At 64.7% G+C, this 14,637-nt stretch carries 15 protein-coding genes; 8 read left to right on the top strand and 7 right to left on the bottom strand.

The annotated features are described in order from the left end of the window. Positions 1 to 21: 21 nt before the first annotated feature. From dbpA to HBF25_RS20680, 4 genes are all read right to left on the bottom strand, one after another. Positions 22 to 1,395: an ATP-dependent RNA helicase DbpA gene (dbpA, locus tag HBF25_RS20665; RefSeq protein ID WP_166952313.1), complete on the bottom strand. Its 1,374-nt coding sequence runs from the start codon at positions 1,393 to 1,395 to the stop codon at positions 22 to 24. Positions 1,396 to 1,430: 35 nt separating this feature from the next. Beyond that, entirely contained in the window at positions 1,431 to 2,369 is a 939-nt protein-coding gene (locus HBF25_RS20670) for an ornithine cyclodeaminase family protein (RefSeq protein WP_166952316.1), read from the bottom strand. A gap of 7 nt (positions 2,370 to 2,376) precedes the next feature. Next, positions 2,377 to 2,685, bottom strand: coding sequence for a type III PLP-dependent enzyme domain-containing protein (locus HBF25_RS22315; RefSeq protein ID WP_166952319.1), 309 nt, complete (start codon positions 2,683 to 2,685; stop codon positions 2,377 to 2,379). 90 nt (positions 2,686 to 2,775) lie between these two features. After that, positions 2,776 to 3,615 (bottom strand): restriction endonuclease, encoded by an 840-nt coding sequence (locus HBF25_RS20680; protein WP_166952322.1) that lies wholly within the window; start codon positions 3,613 to 3,615, stop codon positions 2,776 to 2,778. A 364-nt stretch (positions 3,616 to 3,979) separates the two neighbouring features. Here HBF25_RS20680 and HBF25_RS20685 point away from each other — a divergent pair, with 364 nt between their 5' ends. Further along, positions 3,980 to 5,305, top strand: coding sequence for a lysozyme inhibitor LprI family protein (locus HBF25_RS20685; protein WP_166952325.1), 1,326 nt, complete (start codon positions 3,980 to 3,982; stop codon positions 5,303 to 5,305). A gap of 17 nt (positions 5,306 to 5,322) precedes the next feature. After that, the gene (locus HBF25_RS20690) at positions 5,323 to 5,781 is read left to right on the top strand and encodes a PH domain-containing protein (RefSeq protein WP_166952328.1); all 459 of its coding nucleotides are present in this window, start codon (positions 5,323 to 5,325) and stop codon (positions 5,779 to 5,781) included. A gap of 97 nt (positions 5,782 to 5,878) precedes the next feature. Here HBF25_RS20690 and cycA read toward each other — a convergent pair whose 3' ends face one another. Beyond that, positions 5,879 to 7,252 carry a D-serine/D-alanine/glycine transporter gene (gene cycA / locus HBF25_RS20695; protein ID WP_166952331.1) on the bottom strand — a complete coding sequence of 458 codons (1,374 nt, stop codon included), beginning with the start codon at positions 7,250 to 7,252 and terminating at the stop codon, positions 5,879 to 5,881. A gap of 218 nt (positions 7,253 to 7,470) precedes the next feature. Further along, positions 7,471 to 7,824 carry a response regulator gene (locus HBF25_RS20700; protein ID WP_166952334.1) on the bottom strand — a complete coding sequence of 118 codons (354 nt, stop codon included), beginning with the start codon at positions 7,822 to 7,824 and terminating at the stop codon, positions 7,471 to 7,473. Between the two features lie 145 nt (positions 7,825 to 7,969). On the opposite strand from HBF25_RS20700, the gene HBF25_RS20705 reads away from it, so the two are divergent. Genes HBF25_RS20705 through HBF25_RS20730 form a run of 6 tightly spaced genes read left to right on the top strand, consistent with a single transcriptional unit; the run spans position 7,970 to position 13,368 of the window. Continuing rightward, a complete protein-coding gene (locus HBF25_RS20705; RefSeq protein ID WP_166952337.1) occupies positions 7,970 to 8,827 on the top strand; it encodes an STAS domain-containing protein in 858 nt (285 codons plus the stop codon). Between the two features lie 4 nt (positions 8,828 to 8,831). Beyond that, on the top strand, positions 8,832 to 9,194 hold the full coding sequence (locus HBF25_RS20710; RefSeq protein ID WP_166952340.1) for an STAS domain-containing protein: 363 nt from the start codon (positions 8,832 to 8,834) through the stop codon (positions 9,192 to 9,194). After that, positions 9,191 to 9,595: an anti-sigma regulatory factor gene (locus HBF25_RS20715; protein WP_166952343.1), complete on the top strand. Its 405-nt coding sequence runs from the start codon at positions 9,191 to 9,193 to the stop codon at positions 9,593 to 9,595. Before HBF25_RS20710 ends, HBF25_RS20715 begins: the two co-directional genes overlap by 4 nt. Continuing rightward, complete coding sequence (locus HBF25_RS20720; RefSeq protein ID WP_208392703.1) at positions 9,586 to 10,599, top strand: ATP-binding protein; 1,014 nt, start codon at positions 9,586 to 9,588, stop codon at positions 10,597 to 10,599. The genes HBF25_RS20715 and HBF25_RS20720 overlap by 10 nt, the downstream gene beginning before the upstream one ends. Next, positions 10,596 to 11,447 (top strand): sensor histidine kinase, encoded by an 852-nt coding sequence (locus HBF25_RS20725; RefSeq protein WP_166952346.1) that lies wholly within the window; start codon positions 10,596 to 10,598, stop codon positions 11,445 to 11,447. The genes HBF25_RS20720 and HBF25_RS20725 overlap by 4 nt, the downstream gene beginning before the upstream one ends. Then, positions 11,434 to 13,368: a response regulator gene (locus HBF25_RS20730; protein WP_166952349.1), complete on the top strand. Its 1,935-nt coding sequence runs from the start codon at positions 11,434 to 11,436 to the stop codon at positions 13,366 to 13,368. The genes HBF25_RS20725 and HBF25_RS20730 overlap by 14 nt, the downstream gene beginning before the upstream one ends. A gap of 94 nt (positions 13,369 to 13,462) precedes the next feature. Here HBF25_RS20730 and HBF25_RS20735 read toward each other — a convergent pair whose 3' ends face one another. Further along, on the bottom strand, positions 13,463 to 14,470 hold the full coding sequence (locus tag HBF25_RS20735) for a zinc-binding alcohol dehydrogenase family protein (protein ID WP_166952352.1): 1,008 nt from the start codon (positions 14,468 to 14,470) through the stop codon (positions 13,463 to 13,465). Positions 14,471 to 14,637 lie beyond the last annotated feature (167 nt).

Here is a 14,637-nt window from a genome sequence, read left to right on the forward strand (position 1 = left end):
TCTTCCCTGATGGAGTGTGAATCAGCCCAACGGCCGAACCCGGAACGACCGCCCCTTGATCTTCCCTTCGCGCAACCGCGCGAGGGCCTTCCCCGCCAGATCCCGCTTGATCGCCACATACGCACGCGTGGCATACACATCGATCTTGCCGATATCCGCCGCCTTCAACCCGGCATCGCCCGTAAGCGCGCCAAGAATGTCGCCCGGACGCAGCTTGTCCTTGCGACCGGCATCGATGACGATCGTCTTGTTCGGCGCGAGGTTGAGCACTTTCTTCCCATCCCCCGGCTTCGCGGGATAACGCGCAATTGCTCCACCCGCACGCTCCTCAATGGAACGCAGCTTATTGAGCTCACGCGAGCCCACGAGCGTGATGGCAAGCCCGGTAGCCCCCGCACGACCCGTACGACCGATGCGATGCGTATGCGTATCGGCGTCATGTGCCACGTCGTAGCTCACCACCAGCGGCAGGCCTTCGATGTCGAGGCCGCGTGCGGCGACGTCGGTGGCCACCAGCACATTGCAGCTGCGGTTGGCGAAGCGCACCAGCGCTTCGTCGCGGTCGCGCTGTTCGAGGTCGCCGTGCAGGGCGAGGGCGGAGAAGCCCAGGCGGTCGAGTTCGGCGGCGAGGTCGTCGGTGTCCTTGCGCATGTTGCAGAAGACGAGCGTGGATTCCGGCTTCTCGTGGGCGAGGATGCGCGAGAGTACGGCGGTCTTCACCGGTGGCTCCACTTCCACCACGCGCTGTTCGATGGTGGTTTCGTTGTGCGGTTCATCGATGCGCACGATCACGGGATCGTTCTGCACGCGGCCGCTGACGGCGCGGATCTCGTCCGGGTAAGTCGCGGAGAACAGCAGCGTCTGGTGATGCTTGGCGATGCGCTTGACGATGTCGTCGATGGCTTCTTCGAAACCCATGTCGAGCATGCGGTCGGCCTCGTCGAGCACGAAGGCCTTGATGCCGCCGCCGTGCAGGCTGCCGCGCTTCAGGTGCTCCTGCACGCGGCCGGGCGTGCCCACCACGATGTGCGGGTCGTGCTCCAGCGAGGCCAGCTGCGGGCCCAGCGGCATGCCGCCGCACAGGGTGAGCAGCTTGATGTTGGGGATGTTCACCGCGAGGCGGCGGATGGCCTTGGCTACCTGATCGGCCAGCTCACGGGTGGGGCAGAGCACGAGGGCCTGGAGGCGGATTTCCTCCGGGTCGATGCGTTGCAGCAGGCCCAGGCCGAAGGCGGCGGTCTTGCCGCTGCCCGTGCGGGCTTCGGCCATCACGTCCCTGCCGGCGAGGATGTGCGGCAGGCTTTCGGCCTGCACGGGTGTCATGCCGGGGTAGCCGAGGGATTCCACGGCGGACAGCAGGGAGGGGGAGAGGGCGAGCTGGCTGAAGTCGTTCATGCGCCTATGATCGCATGAACGACTCCCCTCACCCGTCAATGTCCCTGATTTTCCTGGGATCGCAGCCACGCCTGGAGGATGGCCTCGCCGATGTAGAGGTCCTGCACGGAGATGCCCGAGCTGTCGAACACGGTGATCTCGTCGTCGCGGGTCCGGCCCGGGTGGCTGCCGTCGAGCACATGGCCGATGGACGTGGCGGGGACGTAGGCCGGCGCGTGCTGGAATTCGCCCACCACGCGCGACTGGCGTTCGAGGTCACAGAACAGCGTGCCTTCGCGCAGCAGGGCCACGGGCAGTTCCTGCTTGCCCACGGTGTCCGAGCCCATCGACGAAACGTGCGTGCCGGGGCGCACCCAGGCGGCGTCGAACAGCGGTGCGCGTGAGGTGGTCACGGTGGTGATGATGTCGGCCTGCCGGCAGGCCGCTTCGGCCGCCTCCGGCCGGGCGTTGATGCCTTGCGCCTGAAGGCCGTCGCAGAAGGCAGCCACGCGGGCCGGGTCGCGGCCCACCACCAGCACCTGGCGAATGGGGCGCACCAGCGCCAGGGCCAGCACCTCGTGGTGGGCCTGGTGGCCGTTGCCGAAGACCGTGAGCGTGGCGGCATCCGGGTGGGCCAGCACGTCGGTGGCCACGGCGTTGGCGGCGGCGGTGCGGAAGGTGTTGACCTTGCCGCCTTCGATCACCGCCGCGATGCGGCCGCTTTCCGGATGGAGCAGGACGATGCTGGAATGGTGGTTGGTCTCGCCACGCGCTTCGTTGCCCGGCCAGTAGCTGCCCACCTTGAAGCCGGTGAGCGTGGGCGTGGTGGCGGACTTGATACCGAACCGCTGCCCTTCGCCCGGTCCGTTGCCGATCACCACGGGAAAGCTCTGGCAATCCGGCAGGACGGCGGCGGCAAGGGAAGCGCGGATGGCGTCATAGGCCATATGCCGGGTGATGAGCGTGGCGGAGGTGGCTTCGTCGATGATATGCATGAGGTCGTTACCAGCCCCGGAATCGCGGCCAGTAGGGAGCGGCCCCGGGGGCATCGGAAATCACGTGGTAGCCGTCGAACTGGGCGGCGGTCGAACAGGCGTGGTGGGGCAGGACGCGCATCAGCGTGCCAACCGGAAAACCGGTGGTACGCAGGCCTGATTCCGGCATCGGTTGCAGGATACCGTGCTCCTGATTGAGCGCGATTGGACGAATCCCGCGAATGGCTTGACCGTGTACACCGCAGAAGCCCCGGCCTGCCGCTCGTGAAACACGGCGGCGGGCTGTCGTAGGAGCGTGCTTGCGCGCGACCGACACGAAGCGTTATCTCCATAATCACCGGCACCTTGCATGTGGCCTGTCGCGCGCAAGGCGCGCTCCTACAAGGGGATGGTGATCGTGTGATGCCTAGCGAAGTTCGCTTGTCGATGCGTCAAGAATCTTCATCGACTCGGCGTTGCGTCGGGTCCATTCCACGACATCGTGTTTGGATACGGGAGCCTCGCGTGCCACCGCCGGACGACCATGGATGGTATTGAGCTCGCTCGCACCATGCGGCGTGGATATCGATGGTAGCGGAATCGGTGCAAGCCCCATCACCGGCTGGCTGGGCGGCGCGTCGCGCAACGCGGCCATCTGCGCCTGCTGGATTTCATGGATGTAGAACCGATAAAGCGTCATCAACGCCACCGCCATCACGAGTACGGCTGCGGCGGCGGCCATCAGGTGCATATGTCGCATGGGTGTACGTGCGGAAGGTACCGAAACGATCGTGTGTCCCCGTATGCTGGTTTTCCACGACGGTGGCGGCAGGGGAGGCGGCGGTGCGATGGCCACCGGCTCATGGATGGGGCCAAGCATCGCGCGCACGGCGCGACCATCGATCAAACGGATATGCCGGAACTTCGCCGCGGCATCGATGGCGGCCTTGGTGAATTCGCCGGAGGTGATGACGATGGCGCCGGTCGCCCCGGCCGTATGCAGCATGCCGATCAATTCATGCACGGCGTCGTGCGGCACCTGGAAGGCAGGCCAGTGCTTGCACTGCACGAGAATGGTTTCCGGTGCGCGATGCAGCTTGAGGTCGATGCCGCCATCGGTGTGCCGGGTCTTCTGGCCGCTGCCGGTGTGTTCCACTTCATAGCCGTTGAGGCGGAAGTGTTCGGCGATCATCCGTTCGAAAGCCTGCCACGACACGCGGGTCAGCGCGTCGTCATGGCGATAGCGAACGGGACGGAAGCCGCTCATCGGACGACGTTCCGCAACGACTGGACCCTGTGACGCCGAAGAGCGTCCGTGCAGACTTCCATGGCATTCCCCTGTGCCATCCTGACGCCCGCCCCCTCGGCCGGCCGGATGGATCGCCCGACTATAGCGGCTTATCGGAGGGGCGCGGCCGGCGCCAAAGGGTTGTGGCCGAATTTGGGTATCGCCTGTGTCGGTTGCGTTACAGGGCTGCGGGTGGTGATCAAGCCTCACCCGATGAACGTCTGCTTAGGGTCACGATAGACGCAGCAGGTCCAGCCATGGTGTCCCGGTACCCGGCACGGTCTAATTGCGCCGGGACGAAGACGGGCCATCCTGGTCCGCCGTCGGGAAAGGAGTGTCGTCGATGAAGGGTCTGATCGGGCTGGCGCTGGTGCTGTTGGCGCCGGGCGCAGCAAGTGCGGCGGGTTTCGATTGCGCGAAGGCGTCCAGCGAGGCAGAGAAACAGGTATGCGCCTCGCCGAAGCTTTCCGCCCTGGACAGCGACCTGGGCAAGGCATTCCAGGCCGCCGTGCAGGCGCATCCCGAGCTGGCCGATGCGATCCGCCTCGATCAGCGGCACTGGCTGGCCGGTCGCGACGATGTGACGTGGGGATTCAAGGCCAGTGCGCTGGACAATTCGATCCAGGAATCGCTCACCGGCCTGTATCAGCGACGTATTGCCGTGCTGAAAGGCGTGGGCAACAAGCCGGGCGGTCCCCTGGATGCCGTGCAGTCGGCGTTGCCAGGGATTCCCGCGGGAACCACCGATGTGGTCAAGGCGCTGGCTTCGGCAGGTGTGCTGACGCTTGCCAAAGAGGTTGAGGTACCGGACCCGAAGTCGCTGCCATTCCAGGCCGACGAATCGCTGCGCAAGCAGATCGATATGGACGACGGTCGCCTGACGAACCGTGTGCTGGATGGCTCTCCCATCGGGTCGCTTTATGCGCTCGGTGGCACGGCCAATTGCTATTCCGAGGCGCCTTATCGACGGGATGGAAACAAGGCAGTGGGCGTGGATATGCCTCCAATCTGGGGCACCGACTGCATGACGCGACATGAAATCGCCCGCATCGGTAGCGATGTCGTCGCGTTGAGGGTGGACGGTGGCACTGCGGAAACCACCTTTGCTGCCAGCCGCTGGCAGGGCAACGCATTCGGCCCCGCCGTGGAACTGCTTGCACGCTTCGACGTCACCCTTGCCCTGAAAGGCGCCGCCTGCGCACCGAAGGAATCGCCCTGCGATGAGTTCGGCAAGCTGGCCATGCAGTACGCCACGCGTTATGCGTTGCGTCCGCAGCCGGGCACCATCGACCGGCTGGACAAGGGGATGGACAAGGCGGCTTATGCGGCAGCCGTCGCCGTGGCCACCGCACCCGACGGTATCGCGCCGAAGGGCAAGGACACCGGTGCCGCCGAGCTGCCCACCTTCGGCAGCAAGATCACGGGCTACAGCATGAGCGGCTATGCCAGCGAGGCCACCACCTTTCCGATCCGTTTCCGCAACGAAACCCTGCTGGGCCTGATCGGGCACGGGCATGTGGGCTGGCGTCAGAACGACGACTGGCTGGTGTCCGCATGGCGGCTCAAGGGCGGCAAGCTGGAGCCCGTCGCTTCTGCATATATCGAGGCCAACCCGGGGCGTATCCTGTTCTCGTCGTCGGTACCTCCCACGCCCAGGCCCTCCTTGTGAACGTTTTCGCCACCACCATGAGCAGGTCGGTCCGCTGGACGGGCATGCTCACCCTCGTGATCCTGTTTCTCGTCGTAGGGCTGATGGCCTCACGGCCGAATGCCACCTTCAGCGTGCCGCTGTCCGGGCTGTTGCTGGTGATCCTGTCGATCACTTATGCCTTGTCGCCCTTTCGCTATGAAGTGGCTGACGGGCAGCTGGTCGTGCGCCGTCAGGTAGGGCGTGCCACGGCGAACCTGCGCGGGGCGAAGGTCGAGATCGATCCGGAGGCCTTCCAGGGGTTGATTCGTACCTTTGGCAACGGTGGGTTCTTTGCCGTGCATGGCATGTACTGGTCGCGGCGACTGGGTTCCGTGCGCGTGTTCGCCCGCAACCGCGATCACGGCGTGGTGCTCACGCTGGCGACGGGCAAGAAATGGGTGCTGTCGCCAGATAACCCGGCGGCCTTCGCAGCAGCGATAAAAGCCCAGTCCTGACTCTGTAGGAGCGCGCCTGCGCGCGACCGGTTATCGCGAGAACCTTTTTCTTTCGCAATAACCGGTCGCGCGCAAGGCGCGCTCCTACAGGGGTGGGTCAGGCTTTTTTGCGGCGCAGGAAGTAGCCGGCGCCCAGGATAGCGAACCAGACGGGGCTGGCGATCAGGGCCTGGCGGGTGTCGCTTTCCAGGGTGAGCAGCACCAGCACGAAGGCGAAGAATGCGAGGCAGGCGTAGCACATGAACACGCCGCCGGGCATCTTGTAGGTCGATACGGCGTGCAGCTCGGGGCGCTTCCTGCGATACGCGATATAGGCGCACAGGATCAGCGACCACACGAACATGAAAAGGATCGCCGAGAGCGTGGTCACCAGGGTGAATGCGGTGACCAGGTTCGGGATCATGTACACCAGCATCGCGCCGCCGAACAGGCAGATGCACGAGAACAGCAGGCCATTGGAGGGCACGGCGGCGCGCGAGAGCTTCTTGAAGGGCTTCGGCGCGTGGTCCTCTTCCGCCAGGCCGTACATCATGCGGCTGGTGGAGAAAATGCCGCTGTTGGCCGACGAGGTGGCCGAGGTCAGCACCACGAAGTTGATCAGGCTGGCGGCGGCGGGGATGCCGGCAAGCACGAACAGCTCCACGAAGGGGCTCTTGCCGGGCAGCACTTCGCGCCACGGCGTCACCGACATGATGACGATGAGCGACAGCACGTAGAACAGGATGATGCGCACGGGGATCGAGTTGATCGCCTTGGGCAGGTTGCGTTCCGGGTTCGCGGTTTCCGCCGCCGTGGTGCCCACCAGCTCGATACCCACGAAGGCGAATACGGCAATCTGGAAGCCGGCGAAGAAGCCGCCGACGCCCTTGGGAAAGAATCCGCCGTCGCTCCACAGGTTGGTCAGCGAGGCCTGGTGGCCGTCCGGCGAATGGAAGTGCCAGGCGATCATGCCGAAACCGGTGACGATGAGCGCGCAGATGGCCACGATCTTGATCAGGGCGAACCAGAATTCCAGCTCGCCGAAGAGCTTCACGGTGGTGAGGTTCAGCGTGAGCAGCAGGAGCACGCACAACACCGCGGGAATCCATGGCGCCAGTCCGGGGAACCAGAACTGCGCGTAGGAGGCGATGGCGATCACGTCTGCGATGGCGGTGATGATCCAGCAGAACCAGTAGGTCCACCCGCAGAAGAATCCGGCCCACGGCCCGAGCAGGTCGGTGGAGAAGTCGATGAACGACTTGTACTCCAGGTTGGACAGCAGCAGCTCGCCCATGGCCCGCATCACGAAGAACAGCATGATGCCGATGATGAGGTAGACGAAGAGGATGGACGGGCCGGCGAGGCTGATCGTCTTGCCCGAGCCCATGAACAGGCCCGTGCCGATGGCGCCGCCGATGGCGATGAGCTGGAGGTGGCGGTTGGAAAGGCTGCGCCGGAGATGCTCGGGCGAAGCGTCCTGCGGAAGGGACATGGGCGGCGGCTCGCAATCGTACGAAGCCCCGCAACATACGGGGGCCGCGGATCGGCCACAAGGGATAAAAGTATCGTGTCCTGTTAAATGAGGCGGGGCGCGTGGGCTGGCCGGAGTGGAGAGCCGTATGCTGCGACGCGGCATGACACACCCTGTAGGAGCGCGCCTTGCGCGCGACCGATCGGGCGCAGGCATCCGGTCGCGCGCAAGGCGCGCTCCTACACGGTGACTTCGCGTAGGGCGGCTAGCAGGGTTTTCCGGTCGTAGGGCTTGGCGAGGTAACGCATGCCTCCGGTAAGCCAGGGGTGCTGGTCCTTGTGCTCGCCGGAGGTGACCAGCACCGGCATGTCGCTATGGCGCAGGGCCAGTTCCTGCCCGGTCATCGTGCCGGGCATGCGCACGTCGGTGAACAGCACGTCGGCCTTGCCGGTCTGGAGCCATGCCTCGGCCACATCCGCGTTGGGTGCGGTATGCACGGTATGTCCATCGCCCTCGAGCAGCATCGCGGTCAGTTCGCGGATGGTGTTGTCGTCTTCGACGAGCAGCACGACGAGGGGGGATGGGTGGGTCATGGGTATCCGGGAGCCTGGTGGAGCGGTTGATCGCGTGCAGATATCGCCTTGGACGTGAAGCCAATGTCAACGCGAACGCCTTGCATTCGCGCTATTCCATTGCCGCCCGGCTCCCCGCATCATAGCGTTTTTAAAGGGGGTACCCATGTCCGCACTCAGCCAGCGCACCATCGATGCCATTCGCAGCAACGAGCCCACCCTGCTGGCGAGCTGGTCCGCCAACCTGGAGGCCAGTGGTGCGTCGCGGGATATCCGTATCGCCCACTCCGAATTTGAGGCGCAGACGCGGGAATTCCTCCGCCTGCTGATCAACGGCTCGTCCACGGGCGATGCAAGCAGCGTCGCCAGCAACGAGTGGAGCGAAACGCGCGCCTTCCTCGAAAAGCTCTCGCGCAGCCGCGCGACGCAGGGTTTCGATTCGGCGCACACGGCACAGTTCATCTTCTCGCTGAAGCAGCCGCTGTTCGAACTGCTGCAAAAAGAATACGCAAGCGATCCGGCCGACCAGGCGGGGCAGCTGTGGGCCATTTCCGAACTGCTCGATTCGCTCGGCATGCACACCATACGCACGTTCCAGAAGTCGCGCGAGGAAGTCATCGCCCGCCAGCAGGAGGAAATGCTGGAGCTGTCCACGCCCGTGGTGAAGCTGTGGGACGGCGTGCTGGCATTGCCGATGATCGGTACGCTCGACTCACAGCGTACCCAGGTGGTGATGGAATCGCTGCTGCAGCGGATCGTGGATACCGGTTCGGAAATCGCCATCATCGACATCACGGGCGTACCCACCGTGGATACCCTGGTGGCGCAGCACCTGCTGAAGACGGTCACCGCCATCCGCCTCATGGGTGCCGATGCCATCATCAGCGGCGTGCGTCCGCAGATCGCCCAGACCATCGTCCACCTGGGTCTCGATCTCCAGGGCATCGTGACCAAGGCCAATCTCGCCGATGCGCTGGCCCTGGCGCTCAAGCGCTCCGGTGTCCAGGTCAGCAAGGCAGGCTGACGCCATGGAACGCATCCCTATCCTGCGCATGGGCGAGTTCCTGCTCGTCACCATCCAGGTCGATATGCACGACCAGCTGGCACTCACCCTGCAGGACGATCTTTCAGAGCGCATCAGCCGCACCTCGGCCAAGGGCGTTCTTATAGATATTTCAGCGCTGGACATGGTCGATTCCTTCATCGGTCGCATGATCGGCATGATTTCCGGGCTCTCGAAGGTCATGGATGCGGAGACCGTGGTTGTGGGCATGCAACCTGCCGTGGCCATCACGCTCGTGGAACTGGGGCTGGATCTTCCGGGAGTGAGCACGGCACTTGATGTGGAGCGCGGCATGAAGCTGCTCCGCAAGCGCGTGCACGACCAATGACCTCCGCTCGCAGTGGTTCGCAACCGATCCGCACCGAGCAGGACATCGTGCTGGCGCGCCAGATGGCACGCAAGCTCGCTGTCGAATGCGGGCTGCGCCTGGTCGATCAGACCAAGCTGGTGACCGCGGCCAGCGAACTGGCTCGTAACGCCGTTACCTACGGTGGTGGTGGCGACATGGACTGGGAAATCGCGGAAGACGGTGTACGCAAGGGGCTGCGCCTGGTCTTTCGTGACGAAGGGCCGGGTATCCCCGATGTGAAGCTCGCCATGACCGACGGCTGGACCTCGGGCAACGGGCTGGGCCTGGGCCTTACCGGCGCACGTCGCCTGGTCGACGAGTTCTCGCTCGAAAGCGCGCCAGGCGTCGGCACGCGCGTGACAATCTGTAAATGGAGCTGAGATTTGCCGGCGGCCTGACGCATAGGGTTCCCATCGAGGACAGCACGCAGATTGGCCATGCGCGACGCGTGGCCCAGCAGCTGGCCCTCGAAGCGGGCTTCGACGAAGTGGATACCGGCCGCGTGGCCCTGGTGTGCACCGAGCTGGCCAGCAACGTGCTGCGTCATGCCCGGGGCGGAGAAGTCCATATCGCGGTCGTGCCCGGCACCCGCGTTCGCGGGGTCGAGGTGATTGCCGTCGATCGTGGTCCGGGTTTCGTACTGGCCCAGTGCCTGCCGGACGGTTACTCCACGGCGGGTTCGCGCGGCGAAGGACTGGGTGCGATACAGCGACAGGCCCAGGTCATGGATATGTACGCCGACGAGCGTGGCGCCGTGGTCCTGGCACGTATGTATCCCCGGGCTTTTCCCGGTTCCGACATCCGCTTCGGCGCTACCCAGCAATTGCTGGCCGACGAACTGGTATGCGGCGATGGCTGGGCCTTCGCCGTGCACGACAAGGGCCGGGCCGCCGTCCTGGTGGACGGGCTGGGGCATGGGGCCCTGGCCCACGATGCGGCCCTGGCCTGCGTGGAGGCCTATCTTGAGGGCCCTGGCGATGAACCGGTTGCGTTGATGGGCACGCTGGGCGCCGCCATGTCGTCCACGCGCGGTGGTGCGGTGGCGCTGGCGCGTTACGACGCCACCACGGGTGCACTGCGTTTCGCTGGCATCGGCAACGTGTCGGCCAGCCTGCAGGACCTCGGCGGCTCGCGCGGGCTGGCCTCCTATCCCGGCATCGTGGGCGGCCCCACCCGGCGTACGCAGGGCTTCGATTTTCCAGCGGCACGAGGCAAGCTTCTGCTCATGCATAGCGACGGTCTGCAGTCACGCTGGAACCTGCGTGACTATCCGGGGCTGGTGACCCGCCATCCCGCCGTCGTCACGGCGCTTCTGTATCGTGATTACAACCGCGGCCGTGACGATGTCACGGTCTTTGCCATGACCCTGGAGGATCGCGCATGAGCGGCAATGACGATACCGCGCGCCTTCGCGCAGAGAACGACGCGCTTCGCGCGGAGCTGGATGAAACCAACCAGGGCGTGCTGGCGCTGTACGCCGAGCTGGACATCCAGGCGGAGCAGTTGCGCCAGGCCTCCGAGCTGAAAAGCCGCTTCCTGTCGTACATGAGCCACGAGTTCCGCACCCCGCTGGGTTCCATCCTCAGCATGACGCGCCTGTTGGTCGATGAACTCGACGGGCCGCTCAACGAAGAGCAGCACAAGCAGGTCGGTTTCGTCGCCGGGGCGGCACGGGAACTGAGCGACATGGTGGACGACCTGCTCGACCTGGCGAAGATCGAGGCCGGCCGCATCACCATCTCCCCGGCGTGGTTCGAACTGGTGGACCTGTTTGCCGCCCTGCGCGGCATGTTCCGCCCCATCGTGGACACGACGGAAGCCGACCTGATCTTCGAAGAGCCGCAGGGCATGCCGAAGCTCTACACGGATGACAAGAAGCTTGCGCAGATCCTGCGCAACTTCATTTCCAATGCGCTGAAGTTCACCCCACGTGGCGAGGTCCGTGTCTCGGCCGAGCTGGAAGCCGATGGCCGGGTGCGTTTTTCGGTCCGCGATACGGGGATCGGCATTCCGCCCGACCTCCAGGGCATTCTTTTCGAAGACTTCACCCAGGTCGATTCACCCTTGCAGCGGCGGGTACGCGGCACGGGCCTGGGATTGTCCCTGTGCCGTCAGTTCGCGCATCTTCTGGGAGGCGAGGTGGGGCTTGAGAGCACGCCGGGCAAAGGCTCCGTCTTCCATGTCGTGCTGCCCAGGCAACTTGCTCCCGAGGTGACCGATGGCGCCTGTTGATCGCCTGCTGATCGTCGATGACAACGCTGCCACGCGTTATGCGATGCGGCGCACCGTGGAACGCCATGGTTACGTGGCCGTCGAGGCCGGCACGGGCACCGAGGGGCTGATGCTGTTCGAAACGACCGAGGTGTCGGCCGTGATCCTCGACGTGAACCTGCCCGACATGAGCGGCTTCGACGTGGTGCGCAAGCTGCGCGACACACCGGCGACAGCACTGTTGCCCGTCGTGCATGTATCCGCCGCCTCGATCGATACCGGTGACCTCATCACGGGCCTGGATAACGGTGCGGATGCTTACCTCATTTATCCCGTCGATCCAGACGTGCTGCTGGCCACCATTCGTACGCTGTTGCGCGTGCGCAAGGCGGAAGACGAACTGCGCGATGCCGAGGCGCGGTTCCGGGAAATATTCACGAGCATCGCCGCACCCATTGCCGTCATCGACGAGGGCCTGCGCGTGATCGAGGCCAACGATGCGTTCCGCCGTCTCGTCGGCGATGCAGGCTGCGACGACTCACTGGTGACCTGCTTTGCCCAGGGCCAGTCGGAAAGCTTGCAAGGCATGCGCGAGGCGCTGCAATCCAAGCAGCGATGGCGGGGCGTGCTGGCGATGCATGCGGCAGCCGGCGAAAGGGAGACCGAATGGCGCATCACGCCGCACCGGCATGATGCCGGGCTCGTCTTCGTGGACGACGTCACCGAACAGCGCCGGCGCGAGCGCGACCAGCTGGAGCGCATCGACACGGCCAATCTCCAGCTGGCGTTGGAAATTGCCGAGCGCGAGCGTACCGAACTGCAACTGCTACAGGCGCAGAAGATGGACGCGCTGGGCAAGCTCACCGGCGGCATCGCACACGATTTCAACAACCTGCTCACCAGCATCATCACGGGTATCGACCTCATCAACCGGCAGATCGGTGATGCGAATCCGGAGCGCCTGCATCGTTTCGCCGATGCCGCGCTGGGTTCGGCACGCCGGGCGGCGGCGCTGACGCATCGCCTGCTTGCGTTTGCCCGCCAGCAGGCGCTGGATACGCGGCCTACCGATCTCAACGAGCGCGTGCGTTCGCTGGAAGACATGCTGCACCGTACGATCGGCGAACACGTGGAGCTGGTGCTGGAACTGGCGGAAGGATGCACCATTGCCAATGTGGACCCGAACCAGCTCGATAACGCCATCATCAACCTGGTCATCAATGCACGCGATGCGATGCCCCATGGTGGTGTGGTGCGCGTTAGCACGGCAGGCCTGTGTATTCGTGGCGATGCGGAACTCGCCGACGGCGACTATGTGGCGCTTACCGTGAGTGATAACGGCCAGGGCATTCCGGCGCAGGTGCTTGCGCAGGTGTTCGAGCCGTTCTTCACCACCAAGCCGCTTGGCCAGGGTACGGGGCTGGGCCTGTCGATGATCTACGGCTTTGCGCGGCAGTCCGGTGGGCAGGCGCGTATCCAAAGCGAGGTCGGCAAGGGCACGCAGGTAAGCCTGTTGCTGCCGGCCAGCGAGCAGGCGGTGGAGGCGGTGCCTGCATTGCGCAGCAGTGTCGAACGCGGGCGCGGCGAGCGGGTGCTGCTTGTAGAGGACACCGCATCGTTGCGCATGATGGCCGCCGAGGTGCTTCGCGATGCGGGCTACGATTGCATCGTTACCGATGACACGGAGCACGCATTGCGCGTGCTGCGTGGTGATGACGCCATCGATCTGTTGCTGACCGATGTCGGCATGCCCGGCATGAACGGTCGCGAGCTGGCGGAAGTGGCGCGCGCGTGGCGGCCGGCGCTGCCGGTGCTGTTCATGACCGGCTACGCGGAAAACGCGATGGACCGGGCCAGCTTTCTCGGCCAGGGCATGGACATGATCACCAAGCCCTTCGAAATCGACGACCTGCTAGCCCGCATCCGCCACATACTCGACTAACCCCTGTAGGAGCGCGCCTGCGCGCGACCGGTTTCAGCGATATGGATCGGTATCGCTGAAACCGGTCGCGCGCAGGCGCGCTCCTACAGGGAGATCAGAAGCTTTCGAGGACGATCTTGCCTTTGGCCGTGTGGCTTTCGATGAGCTTGTGCGCGCGGCGCAGGTTTTCGGCGGTGATACGACCGAAGTGTTCGCCCAGGGTCGTGCGAAGCGTGCCTGCATCCACCAGCGAAGCGACACGTTCGAGTAGTTCGTGCTGCTTGATCATGTCGGGTGTCTGGTAGGTCGAGCGGGTGAACATCGACTCGGTGTGCAGCGAGATGCTCTTGCGCTTGAGCTTCATGCCGTCCAGCGTCTTCGGATCGTCGATGAAGGCCAGCTTGCCCTGCGGTTTGATGATCTCCACGAGCTGGTCGTAGTACTGGTCGGTGTGGGTCAGGCTGATGGCATAGTCCACCCCCTGGATACCGAGAGCTTCGAGTTGCGGGCCGAGCGGTTTGCCGTGATCGATGACATGGTGCGCACCCAGTTCCCGCACCCACTGCTTTGTCTCGTCGCGCGACGCGGTGCCGATCACCGTGATGCCGGTGAGCTGGCGCGCAAGCTGCACGAGGATCGAACCGACGCCTCCGCCGGCACCGATCAGCAGCAGGGTCTGGCCCTTGCCGCTCTTTTCGGCAATATCGAAGCGGTCGAACAGCAGTTCCCAGGCGGTGATGGCGGTGAGCGGCAGGGCGGCGGCGTGGGCGTCGTCGAGGCTGCGGGGCTTGTGGCCGACGATGCGCTCGTCCACTAGCTGGAATTCCGCGTTGCTGCCCGGGCGGATCAGCGAGCCGGCATAAAACACCTCGTCGCCGACCTTGAACAGACTTACCTCGTTGCCGACAGCCTCCACACGTCCCACCGCGTCGAAACCCAGCACGCGGGGTTCGCTGGTGGCCATGCCGTTGCGCACCTTGGTATCGACCGGATTCACCGAGACGGCGCGCACGGCAACCAGCAGGTCGCGGGGACCAGGAACGGGGCGGGGCAGGTCCACCTCGACGAGGCTGGCAGGATCGTCGATGGGCAGGCCGTGCTGGGTATAGGCGATGGCTTTCATGGCGGAAGGTCCGTTGAGGGGATGAGGCCTATGGTGGCCCTCGCTTTCAACGAGAAAAACCCGTATCCGGAGGCATCACTTTCGTTATTCGATTGAAAATGCCCCGCTGCCTAAAAAGCAGATATCCAGCCTCGCCGGCCGCGCCTATGATGCGCGCACGGCGTTAC

The sequence above is a fragment of the Luteibacter anthropi genome (assembly GCF_011759365.1).
Taxonomy (GTDB): Bacteria; Pseudomonadota; Gammaproteobacteria; order Xanthomonadales; family Rhodanobacteraceae; genus Luteibacter; species Luteibacter anthropi.

Excerpts from the sequence above, each read along its gene's own strand:
- dbpA (WP_166952313.1), bottom strand. The coding sequence starts at position 1,395 with ATGAACGACTTCAGCCAGCTCGCCCTCTCCCCCTCCCTGCTGTCCGCC.
- HBF25_RS20670 (WP_166952316.1), bottom strand. The coding sequence starts at position 2,369 with ATGCATATCATCGACGAAGCCACCTCCGCCACGCTCATCACCCGGCAT.
- HBF25_RS20680 (WP_166952322.1), bottom strand. The coding sequence starts at position 3,615 with ATGAGCGGCTTCCGTCCCGTTCGCTATCGCCATGACGACGCGCTGACC.
- HBF25_RS20685 (WP_166952325.1), top strand. The coding sequence starts at position 3,980 with ATGAAGGGTCTGATCGGGCTGGCGCTGGTGCTGTTGGCGCCGGGCGCA.
- HBF25_RS20690 (WP_166952328.1), top strand. The coding sequence starts at position 5,323 with ATGAGCAGGTCGGTCCGCTGGACGGGCATGCTCACCCTCGTGATCCTG.
- cycA (WP_166952331.1), bottom strand. The coding sequence starts at position 7,252 with ATGTCCCTTCCGCAGGACGCTTCGCCCGAGCATCTCCGGCGCAGCCTT.
- HBF25_RS20700 (WP_166952334.1), bottom strand. The coding sequence starts at position 7,824 with ATGACCCACCCATCCCCCCTCGTCGTGCTGCTCGTCGAAGACGACAAC.
- HBF25_RS20705 (WP_166952337.1), top strand. The coding sequence starts at position 7,970 with ATGTCCGCACTCAGCCAGCGCACCATCGATGCCATTCGCAGCAACGAG.
- HBF25_RS20710 (WP_166952340.1), top strand. The coding sequence starts at position 8,832 with ATGGAACGCATCCCTATCCTGCGCATGGGCGAGTTCCTGCTCGTCACC.
- HBF25_RS20715 (WP_166952343.1), top strand. The coding sequence starts at position 9,191 with ATGACCTCCGCTCGCAGTGGTTCGCAACCGATCCGCACCGAGCAGGAC.
- HBF25_RS20720 (WP_208392703.1), top strand. The coding sequence starts at position 9,586 with ATGGAGCTGAGATTTGCCGGCGGCCTGACGCATAGGGTTCCCATCGAG.
- HBF25_RS20725 (WP_166952346.1), top strand. The coding sequence starts at position 10,596 with ATGAGCGGCAATGACGATACCGCGCGCCTTCGCGCAGAGAACGACGCG.
- HBF25_RS20730 (WP_166952349.1), top strand. The coding sequence starts at position 11,434 with ATGGCGCCTGTTGATCGCCTGCTGATCGTCGATGACAACGCTGCCACG.
- HBF25_RS20735 (WP_166952352.1), bottom strand. The coding sequence starts at position 14,470 with ATGAAAGCCATCGCCTATACCCAGCACGGCCTGCCCATCGACGATCCT.